This window comes from Streptomyces crystallinus (genome assembly GCF_039521265.1).
In the GTDB taxonomy this organism is placed as follows: domain Bacteria; phylum Actinomycetota; class Actinomycetes; order Streptomycetales; family Streptomycetaceae; genus Streptomyces; species Streptomyces crystallinus.
In genome coordinates, this window is record NZ_BAAACA010000006.1 from 598345 (window position 1) to 616553 (window position 18209).

10 protein-coding genes are annotated in these 18209 nt (G+C 73.4%); 3 read left to right on the forward strand and 7 right to left on the reverse strand.

Annotated features, from left to right (window positions below; translation table 11 throughout):
• Positions 1–46: 46 nt before the first annotated feature.
• From ABD236_RS06580 to ABD236_RS06590, 3 genes are all read left to right on the forward strand, one after another.
• On the forward strand, positions 47–2176 hold the full coding sequence (locus tag ABD236_RS06580; protein WP_344071112.1) for an FGLLP motif-containing membrane protein: 2130 nt from the start codon (positions 47–49) through the stop codon (positions 2174–2176).
• 259 nt (positions 2177–2435) lie between these two features.
• Entirely contained in the window at positions 2436–3197 is a 762-nt protein-coding gene (locus tag ABD236_RS06585) for a class I SAM-dependent methyltransferase (RefSeq protein WP_344071114.1), read from the forward strand.
• 297 nt (positions 3198–3494) lie between these two features.
• Complete coding sequence (locus tag ABD236_RS06590) at positions 3495–3983, forward strand: lamin tail domain-containing protein (RefSeq protein WP_344071116.1); 489 nt, start codon at positions 3495–3497, stop codon at positions 3981–3983.
• Between the two features lie 123 nt (positions 3984–4106).
• Here ABD236_RS06590 and ABD236_RS06595 read toward each other — a convergent pair whose 3' ends face one another.
• From ABD236_RS06595 to ABD236_RS06625, 7 genes are all read right to left on the reverse strand, one after another.
• Positions 4107–4544, reverse strand: coding sequence for a hypothetical protein (locus tag ABD236_RS06595; protein WP_344071118.1), 438 nt, complete (start codon positions 4542–4544; stop codon positions 4107–4109).
• 585 nt (positions 4545–5129) lie between these two features.
• Entirely contained in the window at positions 5130–6299 is a 1170-nt protein-coding gene (locus ABD236_RS06600) for a PP2C family protein-serine/threonine phosphatase (protein WP_344071120.1), read from the reverse strand.
• Positions 6300–6393: 94 nt separating this feature from the next.
• Positions 6394–7395, reverse strand: coding sequence for a 2,3-diaminopropionate biosynthesis protein SbnB (sbnB, locus tag ABD236_RS06605; protein WP_344071122.1), 1002 nt, complete (start codon positions 7393–7395; stop codon positions 6394–6396).
• 82 nt (positions 7396–7477) lie between these two features.
• Positions 7478–8455 carry a 2,3-diaminopropionate biosynthesis protein SbnA gene (gene sbnA, locus ABD236_RS06610; protein ID WP_344071124.1) on the reverse strand — a complete coding sequence of 326 codons (978 nt, stop codon included), beginning with the start codon at positions 8453–8455 and terminating at the stop codon, positions 7478–7480.
• A gap of 119 nt (positions 8456–8574) precedes the next feature.
• Entirely contained in the window at positions 8575–13845 is a 5271-nt protein-coding gene (locus ABD236_RS06615) for an amino acid adenylation domain-containing protein (RefSeq protein ID WP_344071126.1), read from the reverse strand.
• Positions 13835–16948, reverse strand: coding sequence for an amino acid adenylation domain-containing protein (locus ABD236_RS06620; RefSeq protein WP_344071128.1), 3114 nt, complete (start codon positions 16946–16948; stop codon positions 13835–13837). Before ABD236_RS06620 ends, ABD236_RS06615 begins: the two co-directional genes overlap by 11 nt.
• Before the next feature lie 298 nt (positions 16949–17246).
• Positions 17247–18158, reverse strand: a complete 912-nt coding sequence (locus ABD236_RS06625) for an ornithine carbamoyltransferase (RefSeq protein ID WP_344071252.1) — start codon at positions 18156–18158, stop codon at positions 17247–17249.
• Positions 18159–18209: the final 51 nt, after the last annotated feature.

Sequence of the window (18209 nt, forward strand, 5' to 3'; positions counted from 1 at the left end):
GCTGTCGGTGCAGACCAGGAAGGTGAAGCGCGGTGAGAGTCAGAAGGTGTTCGGCAGTCACTTCGACTGCGGTGCGGACGGGGAGACGGAGGCGGGCCCGCTCACGCTCACCGGCGACCTGCCCGCGCCGATCCCCGTACGGACGGACGCGACCGGCTTCTTCTCGCAGTCGATCAAAGTGGCCGAGAACGCACCCCTGGGCGTGTACGAGGTGGTCGCGACCTGCGACGCCCGGCCCTCCATGACCGCCGACACCTCCTACGAGGTGGTGCCGGCCACGGACGTGACGCCACCACATCCGCGTGATCCGGCCCTCCGCCTCTCGCCCCGGTCCGGTGCACCCGGCACCGGCGTGGAAGTCTCCGGTGAGGGGTTCCTGTGCCGGGGCCCGGCCCGTCTTCTCTGGGACGGGACGGACCTGCCGGGCACCGACACGCCCCCCGAGGCGGACGGGACACTCAGGGGGTCCTTCGCCGTACCGAGGGGCGCCGGTGCCGGTACGTACAAGGTGACGGCGACCTGCGAAGCGGCGCCGGTGGGCGCGGGGGTCGTCGGCGTGGGCCCGACGGGTGCCCGGCCCATGGCCGCCGCGGCCCTCACGGCCTCGCAGACCTTCACGGTGACCCCGCCGCCTGTCACCCCGCCGCCCGTGGGGAAGTACGAGATCACCATCCACATGACCGACTACCCCGCCGCCTGCACCTGGGGCAGGATCCTTGTCGGCGGCAAGGGGTTGCTCGACCCCTGGCTGGACGCCGACTCGGCCAAGGGCGACGCCGGGCCCGGCCGCTGGAGCTTCATCGACCTCCATGCCTTCATTCCCCCGGACATGAGGGGTCGTCAGCCCGTGGACCTCGACTGTCCCGGACGCGCGCGGGAACAGGCGGGGACCATCGACCTGCCGCCCGAGCCGTTCACGGCCTTCCTGCTGCCCAAGGGCTCGCCGGTCGAGCACCACCCGGAGGGCAGCACCGGTGTGCTGCCCAAGCCCGACCTACCGGGCATCACACCGACCCCTGGGACCCCTTCTCCCTCGGACACACCCAGCCCCGGCCCCACCGAGCCGGGTGGTGCGACGGGCACACCCCGGCCGGATCCGACCCCGGGGCCCAGCGGGACGGCCGAGCCGCCGCCGGGGGGTCACCACGCACGGCCGGGCGGGCTGGTGGGCAGTATCCGCACCCCGGCGGAAGTGTCCTGGGCGCTCAAGGACATCGCGGGGTCGGTGGGGATGGCCGCCTGGTTCCTGCTGCTCGTGCTGCTGCTGGAGAAGGCGTTCCCCTCGCAGCTGGCAGACAACGCGCTGAGCCGCTGGTGGCACCGGCGCCGGGACGAGCGGTCGGCGCGGACACGCGGGGCCATGCTGCCGGGCTGGCTGCGGATGGGCTGCTTCGCCCTGATCGGCGGCGCGCTCGTCGTCTGGGCCGACGCCACGGCCCGCTGGAGCATGCCGACCGTGACCAAGGTGCTGGCGGCGGCGGTGGGCACGCTGCTGATCCTGGTGACGTACGAGAAGACGAAGGACTCCCTGCTGCGTCCCGGGCGGGGCGGTATACGGGCGGAGTTGCGGGTGGTCCCCGCGGGCCTGCTCCTCGCGGCGCTGATGGCGGCGCTATCACGCGGCCTGGCGTTCCCCGTGCCGTATGTGTACGGGCTGGTGGCGGTCTACATGGTGCTCGGTGCCGCACCTCCCGGCACGCGCGACCCGCACCACGCCATGCCGAAGGGGCAGGCGGTGATGATCGGCGGAATCTGCGTGCTGAGCGCCTCGCTGCTGGTGTGGGTGCTGGGCACACCGCTGATCGAGTCGGGGCGTACGGCCGGGCCGGACAGCCTGCGGCATGCGCTCGCGTACACCATCGGTCTGACGGTTGTCGGCGGTATCGAGGTCGTGGTGTTCGGGATGCTGCCGCTGTCCGGCATGGACGGCCAGGTGCTCAAGAGCTGGAGCAAGCCGGCGTGGTACGGCCTGTATCTGCTCGCGCTGACGCTGTTCTTTCACGTCCTGCTGAACTCGGTCCACCCCGGTCTCGGCCCGGGATTCGTGGTCTCCAAGGATCTGCGCTGGTGCACCCTGGCCATCGCGACCGCGCTGTTCGTGGCGGCCTGGGCGTTCTCGCTGGCCCTGCGCAGGCACGTGGCGAGGCTGGACCGCACGGCGGCGCCGGTGGGCTGAACGGGGCGCCGGGCCCGCCCCCCCCGGCGGGCGCGCCGCCGTCACCGGGGCGGCGGTGTGCGCGGTGCGGGGGCGGCGCCGATGATGGGAGCGCTGTGCCGTGTACGTGTACGTGTACGTGTACGTCGACGAGAGACGGGACTCAGTGATGTCGCAGGATCGAACGGGGGAACCGGCCGGGTCGCCGACTCCCGGTCCACCGACTCCCGGTTCATGGACTTCCCGTCCACCGACTCCTGGGCCGTCGTCGCCCGAGCCGGTGTCGGCCGGAGAGGGGCGTGCCTGGTCGGGGCAGGAGGGGGCGGAGGCGTTCGCGGCCGTGGAGGCGGCGACCGACTGGCTGCTCGGCTACCCGTTCGTGTTCCGGGCGCTGGCCGGGGCGCGTCAGGAGGGTGGGGTGCTGCTGGACTTCGGCTGCGGGCCGGGCCGCGTCGCCGACCGCGCGGCGCGGGTGCTGGGGATGCGGGTCATCGGCGTTGACGCGTCGCCGGACATGCTCGCGCTGGCGAAGGAGGCGGGCACGCCGGGTGCGGAGTACCACCTCGTCGAGGGCGGGCGGGTGGCCGCGCTCCAGGACGCCTGCGCGGACGCGGCGATGTGCAACCACGTGATGGCCTCGCTGCCCCACGAGCGCACGGTCCTTGAGGTGTTCACCGAGATCCACCGGCTGCTGCGGCCCGGGGCGCCGTTCGCGCTGCTGACCACGGATCCGGCCTGCGCCGGCATCGAGTACGCCTCGCTGCGGGTGGGCGAGCCGGGTGTCACGTACGCACCCGGCGACCCCATGCCCGTACGACTACGGCGTACGGACGGGACATGGCAGTCGGTGCGGAACCACGCCTGGCCGGTGGAGGGGTTCCCGGCGCTGCTGGCGCGGGTGGGGTTCACCGGCGTCACTCAGCACCATCCGACGCCGGAGGAGGCGGTGGGGGTGGCCGACCCGGAGCATGTGCGCGGCCGTGACTGGTCCGCCGAACGGCTGCGTCCCCCTCTGGTGGTAACGGCGGCGGTCAAGGGTTGACGGCGTGCGCGAGGGCTGAGCGATCCGCCCGGAGCCGGGCGCCCGGGCGCGCCGACGCCGCGCGGGGCCCTGTGACGAACCGGAGGCGCGGCCGGGCGGACGGCGTACGAATACTGGGGAGTTGACATAAGTGCTGGTTACGGAAATGTCCGGAATTCGTAAAGAGCGTCGGGTCGGCGGGCTCTGATCGTTTCGGCGGGCCAGAGTGTGGCTCCTCGGCACCAGCCGGGAACCTGGCCCGCCCTTCACCGGCCGTTCAAGGCCCGGTGCAGGGCTTGTCCTTGAGAGAGCACGCACATGTCTGTATCGCGCACCAGCCGCCGTATCCTCGCCACCGTCCTCGCCGCGGGCACCCTGATCGGGGCGGCGGCCCTGCCCGCCGCCGCGGACGGCCACCACCGGCACGCCGCCCGCTCCACCGTGGTGATCGGCAAGGTGCAGTACAACAGCCCCGGCCGCGACGACCGCTCGAACCGGAGCCTCAACGACGAGTGGGTGGAGGTCATGAACACCGGGCGCCACGCGGTGAACCTGCGCGGGTACACGCTCACCGCGAGCGACGGCGCCAGCTACCGCTTCCACACCCTGCGCCTGGAAGGCCACTCGGCGGTCAAGGTCCACACCGGCATGGGCCGTGACAGCAGCCGCGACGTCTACCAGGACCGTCGCCACTACGTCTGGGACAACCACCGCGACACCGCCACCCTGCGCAACGACAACGGACGCGTCCTCGACACCGCGATGTGGGGGCGTGGCCGACCGGCCGACCACCACCGTCACCACTGACACCAATGGGTGACCGGCCCCGCGCGCGGGGGCCGGTCACCGCTCGTGGCCCCGCGCGTGCCACCGGATCGCGGCACGTGCGGGGTCTTGTTCGCGAAGTCGCGAAGTCGCGAGACCATGAGGTCAGGAGGTCTTGGGCCTCCCCGCCTTCGGCCGGGTGTCGTGGCGGAGGGTGCCCGCCACCGGCGTCGCGAGCTGGGTCCAGCCCTCGTCCCAGGTGAAGGTCTGGCCGTTGGTGTCACCGTGGGTCTGGTAGACGGTGCCGTCCGTGGTGACCACCTTGATCCAGGTGTCGTTGCCGTGCGAGTCGATGGAGATCCCGCAGACGTGCGCCGGGTAGTTCGGGTTGTCGGCGTTGGTCAGGTCCGTCCAGACGATCGCGCCGCCGGGTGTGGCCTGCCGGCCGGCGAACGCCTTCCCGTTGATGAGCGCCGCGCTGAAGGTCTCGTTGCTCGACGGGGCGTTGCTGTCGATGTCATAGCAGGAGGCCGGTCCGGGCGGTCCCTGCGGGCCGGTGGCTCCGGTGTCGCCCTTCGGCCCTGTCGGGCCGGTGGGCCCCATCGGCCCTTGCGGCCCGGTGGGCCCGGTAGGTCCGATGTCGCCCTGCGGTCCCTGGGGGCCCGTGGGCCCGGAAGGCCCTTGCGGCCCGGTCGGTCCTGCGGGCCCCGCGGGCCCGGTGTCGCCCTTGGGGCCCTGCGGTCCGGGCGGTCCGGGCGGACCCTTCGGACCCTGGGGTCCGGGGGGACCCTGGCAGCCGTCGCCGCCACCGCCACCGGCGACCACGCCGGGAGTCGCCGCCCTGTCGTCGTCGTCGGAACCGTGCGACGGCCGGCAGTGATGGTCGTCGCCGCCTCGCCCGGGGTGAGTCACCCGGGTTCCGGCTCCCTGGGCTTCGGCGGCCGTCGCCGGTGCGACCGCACCGGCCAGCATCAGGACGAGGGACGCCAGGGCGCTACCGGCGAGCCACTTGCCGCGCTGAGGCAGCGGTCCGAGCGGTGACACCGACCTGTGATCAGAGTTCATTCGTTTGCTTCCTCTTCGGGGACGAACGGTGCGTTCTGCGAACGCCCCTCGCAGCCATCCCCGTTTCCCGCGGTGCCGTTCGCCCGCGGCCCGGCAAACACGCTGAACAGTCGCCGGTTCGGCCTAGCCGGACCACTCCGATGGATCAGCCGGGACCCGGCCGAGCCGCTCGATCGCCACCATCGCGGCGTCGTCTCCCAGGCAGTGCCCGGCCGCGTGGCTCAGCAGGTCGTCGCAGAGGTGGCGGAGCAGGGCGGCGGGGGTGCGGGGGCCCGCTTCCGTCCAGGCGGTCAGGCGTTCCGCCAGCGGGTAGAACGTCCCCGCCTCGTCGCGGGCCTCGATGACGCCGTCCGTGTACAGCAGCAGGATGTCGCCCTCCTCGAAGGCGAAGGTCTCCGCCGTGAAGGCGGGCCCCGACCCGTCGGCCGCCACGAGCCGCGACAGGCCCAGCGGCGGCGCCGGATGGGCGACGTCCAGGGGCACCACTCGGCCGTCGCGCAGCAGCAGGGGCGGCGGGTGCCCGCAGTTGACCAGGCGGAGTGTCGCCCGGGCGTCGGGTACGTCGAGCACCGCGGCGGTGATGAACGCCTCGTCCTGGTTCGCGCCCCCCTCGGCGCAGCTGTCGTCCGGGTCCGGGGCGACGGCGCCCTCCAGATAGGCCACCAGGCCCGACAGCTCGGCCTCCTGGTGGGCCGAGGCCCGGAAGGCGCCCAGGACGACGGCCGCGTCCCCCACGGCCTCCAAGCCCTTGCCGCGTACGTCACCGATGAGCAGCCGGGTGCCGTCGGCCGTGCGGGCGGCGGCGTAGAGGTCGCCGCCGATCTGCGCCTCGGCCTCCGCCGCCAGATACACCGACGCCATGCGCAGCGGGCCGATCCGCTCCCGCAGCGGCCGCAGCACCACCTGCTGCGCGGCCTCGGCCACCGAGCGCAGCTGGACGAGCTCCTTCTCGCGCAGCTCGCGCAGATGGGCGAAGAGGGTCACGAACACCGAGATCAGGACCAGCGAGCTGATCTGGAAGGAGTGGTTGAGGTCGGTGACGCTGCCGCGCGCCATCGCCACCACCACCTGGGCGGTGACGGCGACGGCGCCGACGAACCCCGTGGTCCGGGGCCCGGCGAAGGACGCGGTCAGCGCGGGCGCCGCCGCCAGGAACGGCCCCAGATGGACGTCGGGCGGTGCCTCGACGTCGACCACCGTGACGATCGCGATGAGCGCGAACGGGGCCACGAGCAGCGCCCGGCGCAGCCGGTGGGACGGGTGGCGCCGTGCGCTCAGTGCCCGAAGATCCATGTCTCCTGCATACACGCACGGCGGCCGGGATGCCCCGAGCCCGGCCGGTACCCCCCCCGGTCCCCTCACACCGCGGGCCCTTCAGGGCCCGTCGTCACCAGCGGCTGGTCTCCCCGATGAAGTCGGGGATCTCGACGGCGCTGCCCCGGCGCCGGGCCTCGCCCAGGAGGTGGTGGCCGACGGCCAGGTCGAGGATGCCGAGGCCGAAGGGGGAGAAGACGGTGGGCCTGGCCGGGTCCAGCGTCACCCGGCCCTGGAGCAGCGCTCCCAGCGTCCCGTTGATGAAGTCGCGCCCGCCGGTGAGCTGTTCGGTCAGGTGCGGCGACGTCTGCGCCTTGAGGCAGTGGTCGACGTCGTCCACCACGTTGTTGCTCTTGAGCAGCAGCTCGGGTGCCAGGTCGCGCAGCGACACGTTGAGCAGGACCTGGCCGGCGCGCAGCGGGGTGTCGCCGCCGACATAGGGCGTGGCGGCCGTGGTGGCGAAGACGACGAGGTCACGGGTGAGGGCCTGCGCCAGGCTGCCCGCGGCCACCGGCACACCCAGACGCTCGGCGGCGTGTGCGAGGAGATGGCCCGCACTGGTGTCGTCCAGGTCGTGGACGAGGACGTCGGCGACGGCGACGCCGTTCGCGTGGAGGTAGTCGAGGATGGTGCGGGCGATGACTCCGGCTCCGACGAAGGAGACCCGTACCGGCTCCTCGGCGGCGACCAGCTCGGCGGCGGCGACCGCGGCGGACGCGGCGGTGCGGGCGGCGCTGATGCTGGCGGCCTCCAGACAGGCCAGCGGGTACCCGGTGGCGTAGTCGTTCAGCAACAGGGTGGCCGAGGCGCGCGGCAGCCCCTGCTGGATGTTGTCGGGGAAGCTGGCGATCCACTTGATGCCGATGGTGTCCACGGTGCCGCCGAGGTAGGAGGGCAGCGCGATGACGCGGGCGTTGGGCTTCTCGGGGAAGCGCAGGAAGTAGCTGTCCGGGTTGACCGACTGGCCCTCCTCGTGGGCCACATACGTCTCCGCGACGATGCGCAGGACGTCCTTGTGCGAGTCGGCGAGGATCGCGGACACGGCGGCGCCGGGTACCACGGTGAAGTTGGCCATGGGGTGTTTCCTGTTCTGGGGGGTGTGGCTGGAGTGCGAAATCCGGTGGGTTGCTGCGGGGTGGGCGCGCGCGCCCGGTGTGTCACACGGTCGTGATCCGTCCCAGCGCCGCCAGGTCGGGGTTCTCGGTGTAGCGCTCGGCGACCCAGGTGTCGGAGTAGACGGTGTCGACGTACTTGTCACCCATGTCGGGCGAGATGGCGGCGATCCGGGAGCCGGGCGGCAGGGTGGGGCCCAGCTGTCGCACGGCGGCCAGCACGGTGCCGGTGGAGCCGCCCGCGAGCAGCCCGTACCGGGAGGCGACCAGACGGCACATCGCGATGGTGTCGACCTCGCTGATGAGGACCTTCTCGAAGTCGCCGCTGTCGGTGTAGATCTCGGGCCGTCTGCTGGTGCCCAGGCCCGGGATGAAGCGGGGCGCCGCCCGCCCGAAGGTGACCGAGCCGACCGAGTCCACCGCGATGACCCGGGTGCGGGGGCTGTAGCGGGTGAAGTACTCGACGCACCCCATCAGGGTCCCGGTGGTGCCCGCGCCCACGAACAGCGCGTCCACCACCCCCAGGCCCTGGTGCACGGCCTTGGCGGTGCGCTCGCGGTGCACCCGGGCGTTGGCGGGGTTGGCGTACTGGTTGAGCCACACCAGCTCCGGGCGTTCGGCGAGCCGCTGGTGGATGTGGTCGATCCGGGTCTGGAGGTATCCGCCCTGCGCGTCGCGGGTGGTGACCTCGACCACCTCGGTCCCCAGGCTCTGCATCATGCGCAGCGACTGCCGGGTGGCGTTGGGGTCGGTGATCACGGTCAGCGGGTAGCCCCTGGCGGCGGCCACCACGGACAGGGCGATGCCGAGGTTGCCGGACGACGACTCGATGAGGGGGGCGCCCGGGCGCAGCACGCCGGTCTGCTCCGCGGCCTCGATCAGCCCGAGGGCCGTCTTGAGCTTGACCGACCCGGCCGGGTTGAGCCCTTCGAGCTTGAGGAACACCCGGGCGTCGGCGACGAATTCGGGCAGGTGGAGGAAGACGTCGTCGAGCACGACGTCGGATGCTCGTTCGAAGATCATGTCGGTTGTCCTTCTGCCGTGCCGCGGGATCGCCGCAGCGCGCGGCGGCGGCTCGGCCGCCGCGGGGTGGGGAGCGTGCGGGCCGGGGGCCCCGGTGGTGCCGGGGCCCCCGGCGCGGCTCAGGCGCCTGACGCGGGCGTGCTCCGCTCCGCGCGGTCCGCGCCGGCGGCGGCGAGGTGCTTCTCGACGACGGCCGCGATCTCGGAGAGCGGCTCCTCGTCCGCCATGTCCAGATGGGCGCAGGCGATCTCGTGGTTCTCCACCCGGCCGCCGACGAACGGCCGCCACAGCCCGGCGAGCGCGTCGGCCCCGGCCTCCAGGCCGGCGGTGAAGAACAGCAGGTCGCCGTCGAAGGCCTCGGCGGGCGGCTCGGCGCCGATCGCGGCCTCGTTGCGGTACACGTCGTACAGCGCCCGCAGGGTGGGCTCGTCGAGGCCGGAGAGCGCGGACCCGCTCTGGGCGAGGAGTTCGGCCAGCGGCGAGCTGCTGTCCGCCAGCACGTCACGCAGCCGGGCGAACGTCAGCGGCTGCCCCTCGCCGAGGGCGCTCTGGCCGAGGCCCACCTCGTAGAGGATGTACGAGACGAACTCGGCCTCGCCCGCGGTGGCCCCGTCCGGGGCGTGCGGGTGTGCGTCGAGCATCGCGAGCAGCGCCACCCGCTGGCCCGCCCGCCGCAGCTGGACGGCGACCTCATGGGCGATGCGCCCGCCCCAGGACCAGCCGAGCAGGCTGTAGGGGCCCTCCGGCTGCACCGTGCGGATCTGCTCGACGTAGTCCTTCGCCATCTCCTGGGTGCTGCGCGGCGCCAGGTCGGGGCGGGTGATGCCGCGCGCCTGGATGCCGTAGATCGGCCGGTCGGCGTCGAGCATGCCGACGAGCCGGGCGTACGGCCAGGCCAGACCGCCCGCGGGGTGGACGCAGAACAGCGGCGGGCGGCTGCCGGTGCGGCGCAGCGGCAGCAGCACCCCGAGCCCGGCCTCCCGGTCCTCGACCCCCAGGCGGGGGCTGAGGGCCGCCACGGTCGGGGACTCGAAGACCACCCGGACCGGCAGCTCCGTCTCCAGCACCGCCCGTACCCGCGCGGCCAGCCGGATCGCCAGGAGCGAGTTGCCGCCGAGGTCGAAGAAGCTGTCGTCGATGCGGACCCGCTCGATGCCCAGCACCTCCGCGAACAGCCCGCACAGCGTGGCCTCGCGCTCGGTGCGCGGCTCCCGGCTCGACACCTGGCCCGCCAGGTCGGGGGCGGGCAGCGCCTTGCGGTCGAGCTTGCCGTTGGGGGTCAGCGGCAGCCGGTCCATGACGACGACGGCGCTGGGCACCATGTAGTCGGGCAGCACCTCGCCGACGTGGCGGCGCAGCGACACGGCGAGCTCGCCGGTGCGGCGCCCGCCGGCCGGGTCGTTGACCGCCGCCTGCCAGGGCCGGGCGCCGGTCGGCGGTGTGTACACGTCGGTGAGCGCCAGCACCGGCGCGGGGGCGCCCTCGGCCGCCGCCGGGACGACGGCGTCGAAGGTGTCGGCCGCGCCGCGCGACCAAGTGGTGTGCACGGTACGGCCGTTGCGCCGCGCCCAGGCGTGCAGGTCCTCCGGGTCCACCGCGTCGCCCGGTGTCCGGGTGAGCAGGGCCCGTACCTCGTCGAGCGGAGCGCCCTTGGCCAGGGCGTCCGCGGCCGCGACCTCGCCGACGAGCCGGGCGTTGGGGATCCCGGTCACCCGCAGCGGCCCGTCGTGCTCCGCGAGGAGCGCCGTGAGGCCGTCCAGACCGGTGCCTTCGCCGCTCCAGTCCCGCTCGGGCAGCGCGGCGTACGAGACGGGGTCCGCCGGAGCTTTGTGGATCACCACTTCGTAGCGGTGCCGGGTGAGCTCGTTGTGGGGCTCGCCGTGCTTGAGCCGGATGTCGACGCCGCCGATCCGTCCCTCGTGCGCGGTGGCCAGCGAGGTGAAGAAGTCGGGGTCGATGACCAGTTCGCGCTCCAGGAGCGCGGCGCGCTCCACCGCCGCCGCCAGCGCGCCGGTGTCCCGGGCGCCGTCCTCGGCGCGGCCGGTGAGGATCGCGGTGTGGAAGGCGCGCAGGGTGCCGGCGCGGCGCACGTCCCCGATGAAGATCCGGCCGCCCGGGGCGAGCAGGTCGAGGGCCTGCTCGACGACCTGGCGCAGATAGGCGCCGTTGGGGAAGTACTGCACCACGGAGTTGATGACCACGGTGTCGAAGTGGCCCGAGGGAAGTCCGTCGGTCACGTGCGCGGGCTGGCTGCGCAGCTTCACCTTGTCGGTCAGGCCCTCGCGGCGGATGTGCGCGTCCAGCAGCGCGATCGCGGTGGGGGAGAGGTCGATGCCCCAGTACTCCCCGACGTGGTCGACCAGCTTGGCCAGCAGCAGACCGGACCCGACACCGATCTCCAGGATGCGCGAGGGGCCGGTCTCCAGGATGCGGCGCACCACCTCGCCCCGCCACTGGCGCATCTCCTCCAGCGGGATCGGGCCGCCGGTGTAGCTGGAGTCCCAGCCGCCGAAGTCCTCGCCGAAGGCGATCCGCGCCGACTCCTCGGTGTCGATCGCCTCATGCACCTCCAGCCACTCCTCCAGCTGACGCTCCGTCATGGAGTCGGCGGCGTCGCTCTGTTCGGAGGCGGGCCGCGCGCTGTCGTCGGCGGTGGGCACCACATACGCCACCACCTGCGCGCCGCCGAGCCGGTCGGTGCGGGTGACCACGGCGCTCTGCGCGACATCGGGGTGGCGCTGCACCACGGCCTCGATCTCGCCCAGCTCGACCCGGAACCCGCGGACCTTCACCTGCTCGTCGGCGCGTCCGACGTACTCCAGTGTGCCGTCGGCCAGCCGGCGCACCAGGTCGCCGGTGCGGTACATCCGCTCCCCGTGCGCGCCGAACGGACACGGCAGGAAGCGCTCCGCCGTCAGCCCGGGCCGCCCGAGATAGCCCCGCGCCACGCCTTCACCCGCGAGGAACAGCTCCCCCACGACACCCACCGGCGCGGGCGAGAGCGCCCGGTCCAGGACATAGGCGCGGGTGTTCCACACCGGCCGCCCGATGATCTGCCGGGTGTCGCCGTCCAGGCGGTGCGAGGTCGCGTCGACGGTGCACTCGGTGGGCCCGTAGAAGTTGTACGTGGACATCCCCTCCACCGCGACGAGCCGTTCCAGCAGCGGCTCGCGCATCGCCTCGCCGCCCACCACCAGCACCGCCGGGCGCGGGCCGTCCAGGAGCCCGGCGTCGACCAGCTGCTCGGCGAACGACGGCGTCACGTCGACCACGTCGATGTGCCCGCTCGCCACGAAGTCCACGAAGGCGACCGGGTCGTAGCGGCTCTCGTCGTCGGCGAGGTGCAGCTCGTGGCCGTCGAGCATCCACAGCAGCCCCGCGACCGAGGCGTCGAAGGAGATCGAGGCGGCCAGCGCCACCCGGAACCGCTCGCGCCCGGCCCGGGCCGTCTCGGGCCGGTAGAACTCGGCACGGTGGTCGTGGAAGAGGTTGACCGCGTTCTGGTGCTGGACGGCGACGCCCTTGGGCACGCCGGTCGACCCGGAGGTGTAGATGACGTACGCCAGGTTGGACGGGTCCAGCACACCGCGCTCGTCCTCGCCCAGGTCGTCGCCCGAGTGGGCGGCGAGGGCGGCGGGGGAGTCGTCGACCAGGAGGGTCGGTGTGCCCTCGGGCAGGGCGGCGGCGAGACCGGTGGTGGTGACCACCAGCACGGGCGCGGAGTCCTCGACCAGGTGCGCGATGCGCGCGGCGGGGTAGTCGGGGTCGATGGGCACATAGGCCGCACCCGACTTGAGGACCGCGAGGACCGCGACCAGCAGTTCGGGCGTGCGGGGCAGGGCGAGCCCCACCAGCCGCTCGGGACCGGCGCCCCGCCCGGCCAGGGCGCGTGCGAGCCGGTTGGCCCGGGCGTTGAGCTCGGCGAAGGTCAGCTCCGTACCGGAGGCCACGGCGGCCACCGCGTCGGGCGTCCGGGCGGCCTGGGCCTCGAACAGCTCGGCCAGCGTGGTGCGCGGCACCTCGTGCGCGGTGTCGTTGACGTCGACCAGGACGCGCTCGCGCTCCTCGGCGCCCAGGACGTCGACGGCCGACAGGGGCCGCGCGGGGTCGTCGGCGACCGCCTCGATCAGCCGCACCAGCCAGCCGAGCAGCCGCTCGGCGGTGTCCTGGGCGACCACGTCGCTCTGGTGGTCCAGGCGCAGGCGCAGCGACGGGCCGGGGAAGACGGTCAGACCGAGCGGGTAGTGCGTGGCGTCGACGCTGAACGCGTCCACGACCCGCAGCCGCTGCTTCCCGCCGTGCTCCGCCTCCGGCTCGGTGGGGTAGTTCTGGAACACCATCAGGGTGTCGAACAGGGTGCCCACACCGGCCTGTTGCTGGATCTCGGTCAGCCCCAGGTTCTGGTGCGGCAGCAGCCGCCCCTGCTCCCGCTGGAGACCGGTCAGGAGCTCGGCCAGGGACGCCTCGGAGCGGACCCGCAGCCGCGCCGGAAGCGTGTTGATCAGGAGGCCGACCATCCGCTCGACGCCCTGGATCTCGGCCGGGCGGCCCGACACGGTCACCCCGAAGACGATGTCGTCGCGCCCGGTGAGCCGGGCCAGCGCCATCGCCCAGGTGCCCTGGACCACGCTGTTCAGGGTGAGTCCGTGGCGGCGGATCGTCGCGGTCAGCCGCTCGGTGAGCTCCGGCGTGAGCCTCGTCTCCACCGTGGCGGGCAGACCGGGCAGCCGGCTCGCGCTCGGCGGCACCACCAGCGTCGGCTCGTCGAGCCCCGCCAGCGACTGCCGCCACGCCTCGCGGGCCGCGTCCCGGTGGTGCCCGGCCAGCCACGCCAGATAGCTCTTGTACGGGGCCACCGGCGCCAGCGCGGAGCCGTCGCCGCCCTGCCGGTACAGCTCCATCAGCTCGCCGATCAGAACGGGGATCGACCAGCCGTCGAGCAGGATGTGGTGATGGGTCATCACCAGGCGCCAGCTCCGCTCGGAGCGGCGGACGAGCATGAACCGCAGCAGTGGCGGCCGGGCCAGGTCGAAGCGGTCCACCTGGTCCTCGGCCATCAGCCGGGCGAGCTCGGCCGCGCGCTCGGGCTCGTCGAGGGCCAGCAGGTCGAACTCGCGCAGCAGGACGTCGACGCGCGCCGGTATCAGCTGGACGGGCGCGCCCTTGCGGGTGCGGGTGCGAAAGCAGGCGCGGAGGTTGTCGTGCCGCTCGAAGAGCGCCGCGATCGCGCCGCGCAGGACAGCGGTGTCGACCTCGCCTTCGAGCTCGATCACCATCTGCGGCATATAGACGTCGACGGCGTGCCGGTCGTAGAGGGAGTGGAAGAGCATTCCCTCCTGGAGCGGCGACAGCGGCAGGATGTCGGTCAGGGCGGCGTTGTCAGAAGTCATTGGCCCACTCACTCGCGAGGTCGTCGATTTCGTCCTGGCTCAGGGAGAGCAGGGTCAGATCGGACGGGGTGTGGCCGCCCGTGGAGGGTCGTTCGGCGTGTGCGGCGATGCCTTCGAGGGCCTCCCGCCACAGCTGGGCCAGCTCGTGCACGCGGGAGTCGTCGATCCAGCCGGGCGCCCAGCTCCAGACGGCGGTGAGCAGTGGCCCCACGGCGGCCGCGGCGACCTCCAGGCCGTGCGCCGCCGGGACCGCGGGGCCGTGCGCGGCCACCCGCGCGGCCGCGCTCTCCCACCCGTCGTCCGCGACCCGGCCCCGGTAGGCGAAGCCGATCTGGGGCACGGCCGCCCCGGCGAGCGGGCCGTGTGCCCGCGGCACCGCGCGCACCTGCTCCTTGACCCGTTTGATCGCCTCACCCACGGCCGGGCCGCCCGCGCACACCTCGTCCCAGGAGGGGAAGCCGGGGTCGACGGAGACCGGGGAGCTGTCGGTGAACGGGCCCATGGTGCGCGAGAGATCGGCGCCGGGCAGGAACCCCTGCCGCCCGTCGCCCTCGACGTCCAGCAGTACGGCACTGCCCGCCGCCGACCCGCGCCGCTCCCGCCACTGCCCGACCGCCAGCGCGAGCCCGGTGAGCAGCACGTCCTCGGCCCGCCCGTGGAAAGCCTCGGGAGCCGTGGTCAGCAGGGGGCCCGCCACCTCGGCGGGCAGGGTCACGGTCAGCTCGCGGACGCTCGTGGTGGTGTCGGTCACCGGGTCCAACGGCCGCTTGCCCAGCGGCGGGTCGGGGGTGGCCGGGGTGGCGGCCCACTCTTCGCGCCTCTCGGCGTCGGCCCGGTGGAGGGCCCAGCGGCGGAAGGAGGTGGTGACGGGGTCGAGGACGACCGGGGCCCCGGCCTCCAGCGCGGTCCACGCCGTACGGAGGTCCTGGAGCAGGATGCGCCAGGACGCCGGGTCCACCGCCAGCCGGTGGGCCACGAGGGCGAGGTAGTGCGGACCGCCGTCCGCCCCACCCCAGAGCGCCCGCAGCAACTTGCCGTCAGCAGAGGCCAGTTCGGCTTCGGCGGCAGCCCGTACGAGTTCGGCCTCGGCGGTGTCCGGGCTCGTCAGCGGTACGCGGCGCACACCTGCGGCCGCGTCCACCGAACCCGGCGGCAGCACCCGCGGGCGCGAGCCCTCGGCATCCAGCCGGGTCCGCAGCGCGTCGTGATGGTCGACCACGGCCTGGAGCGCCGGGGCGAGCAGCTCCGGGCGCAGCCCGGCCGGGACGACGGCGACGACGGACTGACGGCTCGTCCCGAGGGCCGCTCCCAGCCGCACGAGTGCGGGCACCAGTGGTACGGGGCCGAGGTTCGCCCCCGGCTCCTCGCCCGCCGTCGCGGTGGCGGGCACCGGCGTCAGCAGGGGCGCCAGCGCCTCGACCCGCTGGTGGGCGAAGACGTCCGCGGGCTCCAGAACCCAGCCGGCCCGATGGGCCTTGGCCGCGAGCTGGATCGCCATCACGCTGTCGCCGCCCAGGTCGAAGAACCCGTCGTCGACGCCGACCCGCTCCAGGCCCAGGACCTCGGCGAACAGAGCGCTGAGGAGTTCCTCGTGCGCCGTGCTCGCGGCCCGGCCGGAGGACAGCCCGGAGAGGTCGGGCACCGGGAGCGCCTTGCGGTCGAGCTTGCCGTTCGGGTTGAGCGGGAAGGCGTCGAGGACGACGACGGCGGCCGGGACGAAGTAGTCGGGCAGGTCGGCTCCCACCCGGCGGCGCAGTTCGGCCGGGTCGGGCGCGCTGCCCTCGCGGGCCACGACATAGGCGACGAGCCGCTTGTTGCCCGGCCGGTCCTCGCGCGCGGTCACCACGCTCGCCGTGACGTCGGGGTGGCGGTTGAGGACCGCCTCGACCTCGCCGGGCTCGATGCGGAAGCCGCGGATCTTCACCTGCTCGTCGACCCGGCCCAGGAACTCCAGGTTCCCGTCCGGGCGCCACCGGGCGATGTCACCGGTGCGGTACATACGCTCGCCGGGCTCGCCGAAGGGGCAGGGCACGAACCGCTCGGCGGTGAGCCCGGGCTGGCGCAGATACCCCCGGGCCAGGCCCGCGCCCGCGATGAACAGCTCTCCCTCGGTGCCCACCGGCACCGGCCGCATGTCCTCGTCCAGCACGTACACCCGGGTGTTGACCACGGGCCGCCCGATGGGCGGGGCGCCCGAGCCGGCTTCCACCTCCGTGGCCAGCGAGTCCACCGTGGTCTCGGTCGGGCCGTAGGCGTTGAACATCCGCCGACCCGGCGCCCACTGGTCCACCAGCTCGGCGGTGAGCACGTCACCGGCCGTGGCGACCGACTTCAGGGTGGGGTGCGCGCCCGGCGGCAGCGCGGCGAGGACCTGCGGCGGGATCGTCACATGGGTGGCGGAGGTCCGCTCGATCAGCTCGCCCAGCTGGTGCCCGGAGAGACAGTCCTGCGGCCGCACGATGAGCGCGGAGCCCGAGCCGAGCGCCATCACCAGGTCGCCCACCGAGCAGTCGAAGTTGAACGAGGCGAACTGGAGCACCCCGTCGCCCTCGGCGATCCCGAACCGCTCGATGTGGTCGACGGCCAGACTGGCGAGCCCCCGGTGGGTCATCACCACGCCCTTGGGCCTGCCGGTGGAGCCGGAGGTGTAGATGACGTACGCGGGGTGGTCGACGGTGAGCTCGCCCGCGCGCTCGGCGTCGCTCACATCGGCCGGTGAGCTCGCGGCGAGCAGCCGTACGGTGTCGGCGTCGTCCAGATCGAGGGTGGCGGTGCCGTCGGGGAGCACCGCGGCGCGGCCCGCCGTGGTGATCACGAACGAGGGCTCTGCCGAGGCCAGCAGCCCGGCGATCCGGGCCGCCGGGTACTCGGGGTCGACGGGGATCCAGGCCGCGCCCGCCTTGACCACGGCGAGCAGGGCGACCACCGTCTCGGCCGAGCGCGGCAGCACCAGGGCCACCAGCCGCTCGGGGCCGGCGCCGCGCGCGATCAGGACGCGCGCCAGGCGGTTGGCCCGTTCGTTGAGCTCGCGGTAGCTCAGCGCGGTGCTGCCGTGGACGACCGCGGTGTGGTCCGGTGTGCGGGCCGCCTGTGCCTCGAACAACTGAGGCAGAGTTCTGACGAGACCCCGCCGGGCCGTGTTGTTCCATTCCGCCGGGACTTCTTCCAGCCCGGTGTCCAACGCTGACGTCACGTGAGACTTCCCCCGTGTTCATCTCGCTGGGCGCCCACACCTCATCAGGGCCCCATCGAGGTAAAGGAATTGAGAAGAAAATGGCGCTCGGAACAGTGCGCGGGCATGCCGAAGGGAGGGAATGCCGCCGAGAGCGACAACTCCCGGCGGTGTCCCTGGAACCGAGCTCCGGAAAACTGTGGAGAGGCTGTGGGAATGCGCGGAACGGTCAGCGCCGCCCGGCGCACCACTCCAGTACGGCCATCGCCGCGTACATCTTGTTCTCCGCCTGGTCGAAGGCGAGGCTGTGCGGCCCGTCGAGGACCTCGGCCGTGACGTCCTCGCCGCGGTGGGCCGGCAGGTCGTGCAGGAACACGGCGTCCGGGCTGCCGTCCCACAGGGCGGTGGTGACCTGGAAGGGCGCGAAGATCCGGCGCCAGTCGGGGTCCGGCTTGCTGGTGCCGGTGGTCTGCCAGCGCGTGGTGTAGATGACGTCGAAGCCCTGCGGGCGGGTGTCCATCGAGTGCAGCTCGACCACGCTCGCCCCGCTGGCGGCGGCGTTGGCGGCCGCGCGCTCCAGGGTGGCGGGGCCCAGACCGTAGCCGGGCGGTGTGCGCAGCTCCAGGTGGACGCCCTTGAAGCGGCTGAGCGTCAGCGCCAGCGCGGCCGCCGTGTTGTTGCCCTCGCCGACATAGCAGATCCGCAGATCCTCGATCCGGCCGAACCGGCACAGGATCGTGGTGAGATCGGCGATCGCCTGGGTGGGGTGCTCGTCGGCGGTCATCGCGTTGACCACGCTCATCCGCGGCTGCGCGGCGAAGGCGCGCAGGTCGGCGGGGTCCCCGGCGGAGCGCACCACCAGGATGTCGAGCATCCGCGACAGGACCTCGGCGGTGTCCTCCAGCGTCTCGCCCGTGTTGGTCTGGAGGTCGTCCGGACCGAACGAGACGATCTTCGCGCCGAGCCGCAGGGCGGCGGCGGAGAACGACGTACGGGTCCGGGTGGAGGTCTTGAGGAAGTGGATCCCGGCGACCAGGCCGGTCAGCTGCTCCCCTGAGCGGACCGACCCGTTGGAGAACTCCGCGCCTCGCTCGACGAGGGCCCTCAGCTCGGCGTCGGTCAGGTCGTTCGTGGAAATCAGATGCCGTACGGCACCCGGGCCGGTCCCGTCCGTCGCGGTCGGACGCGGTTC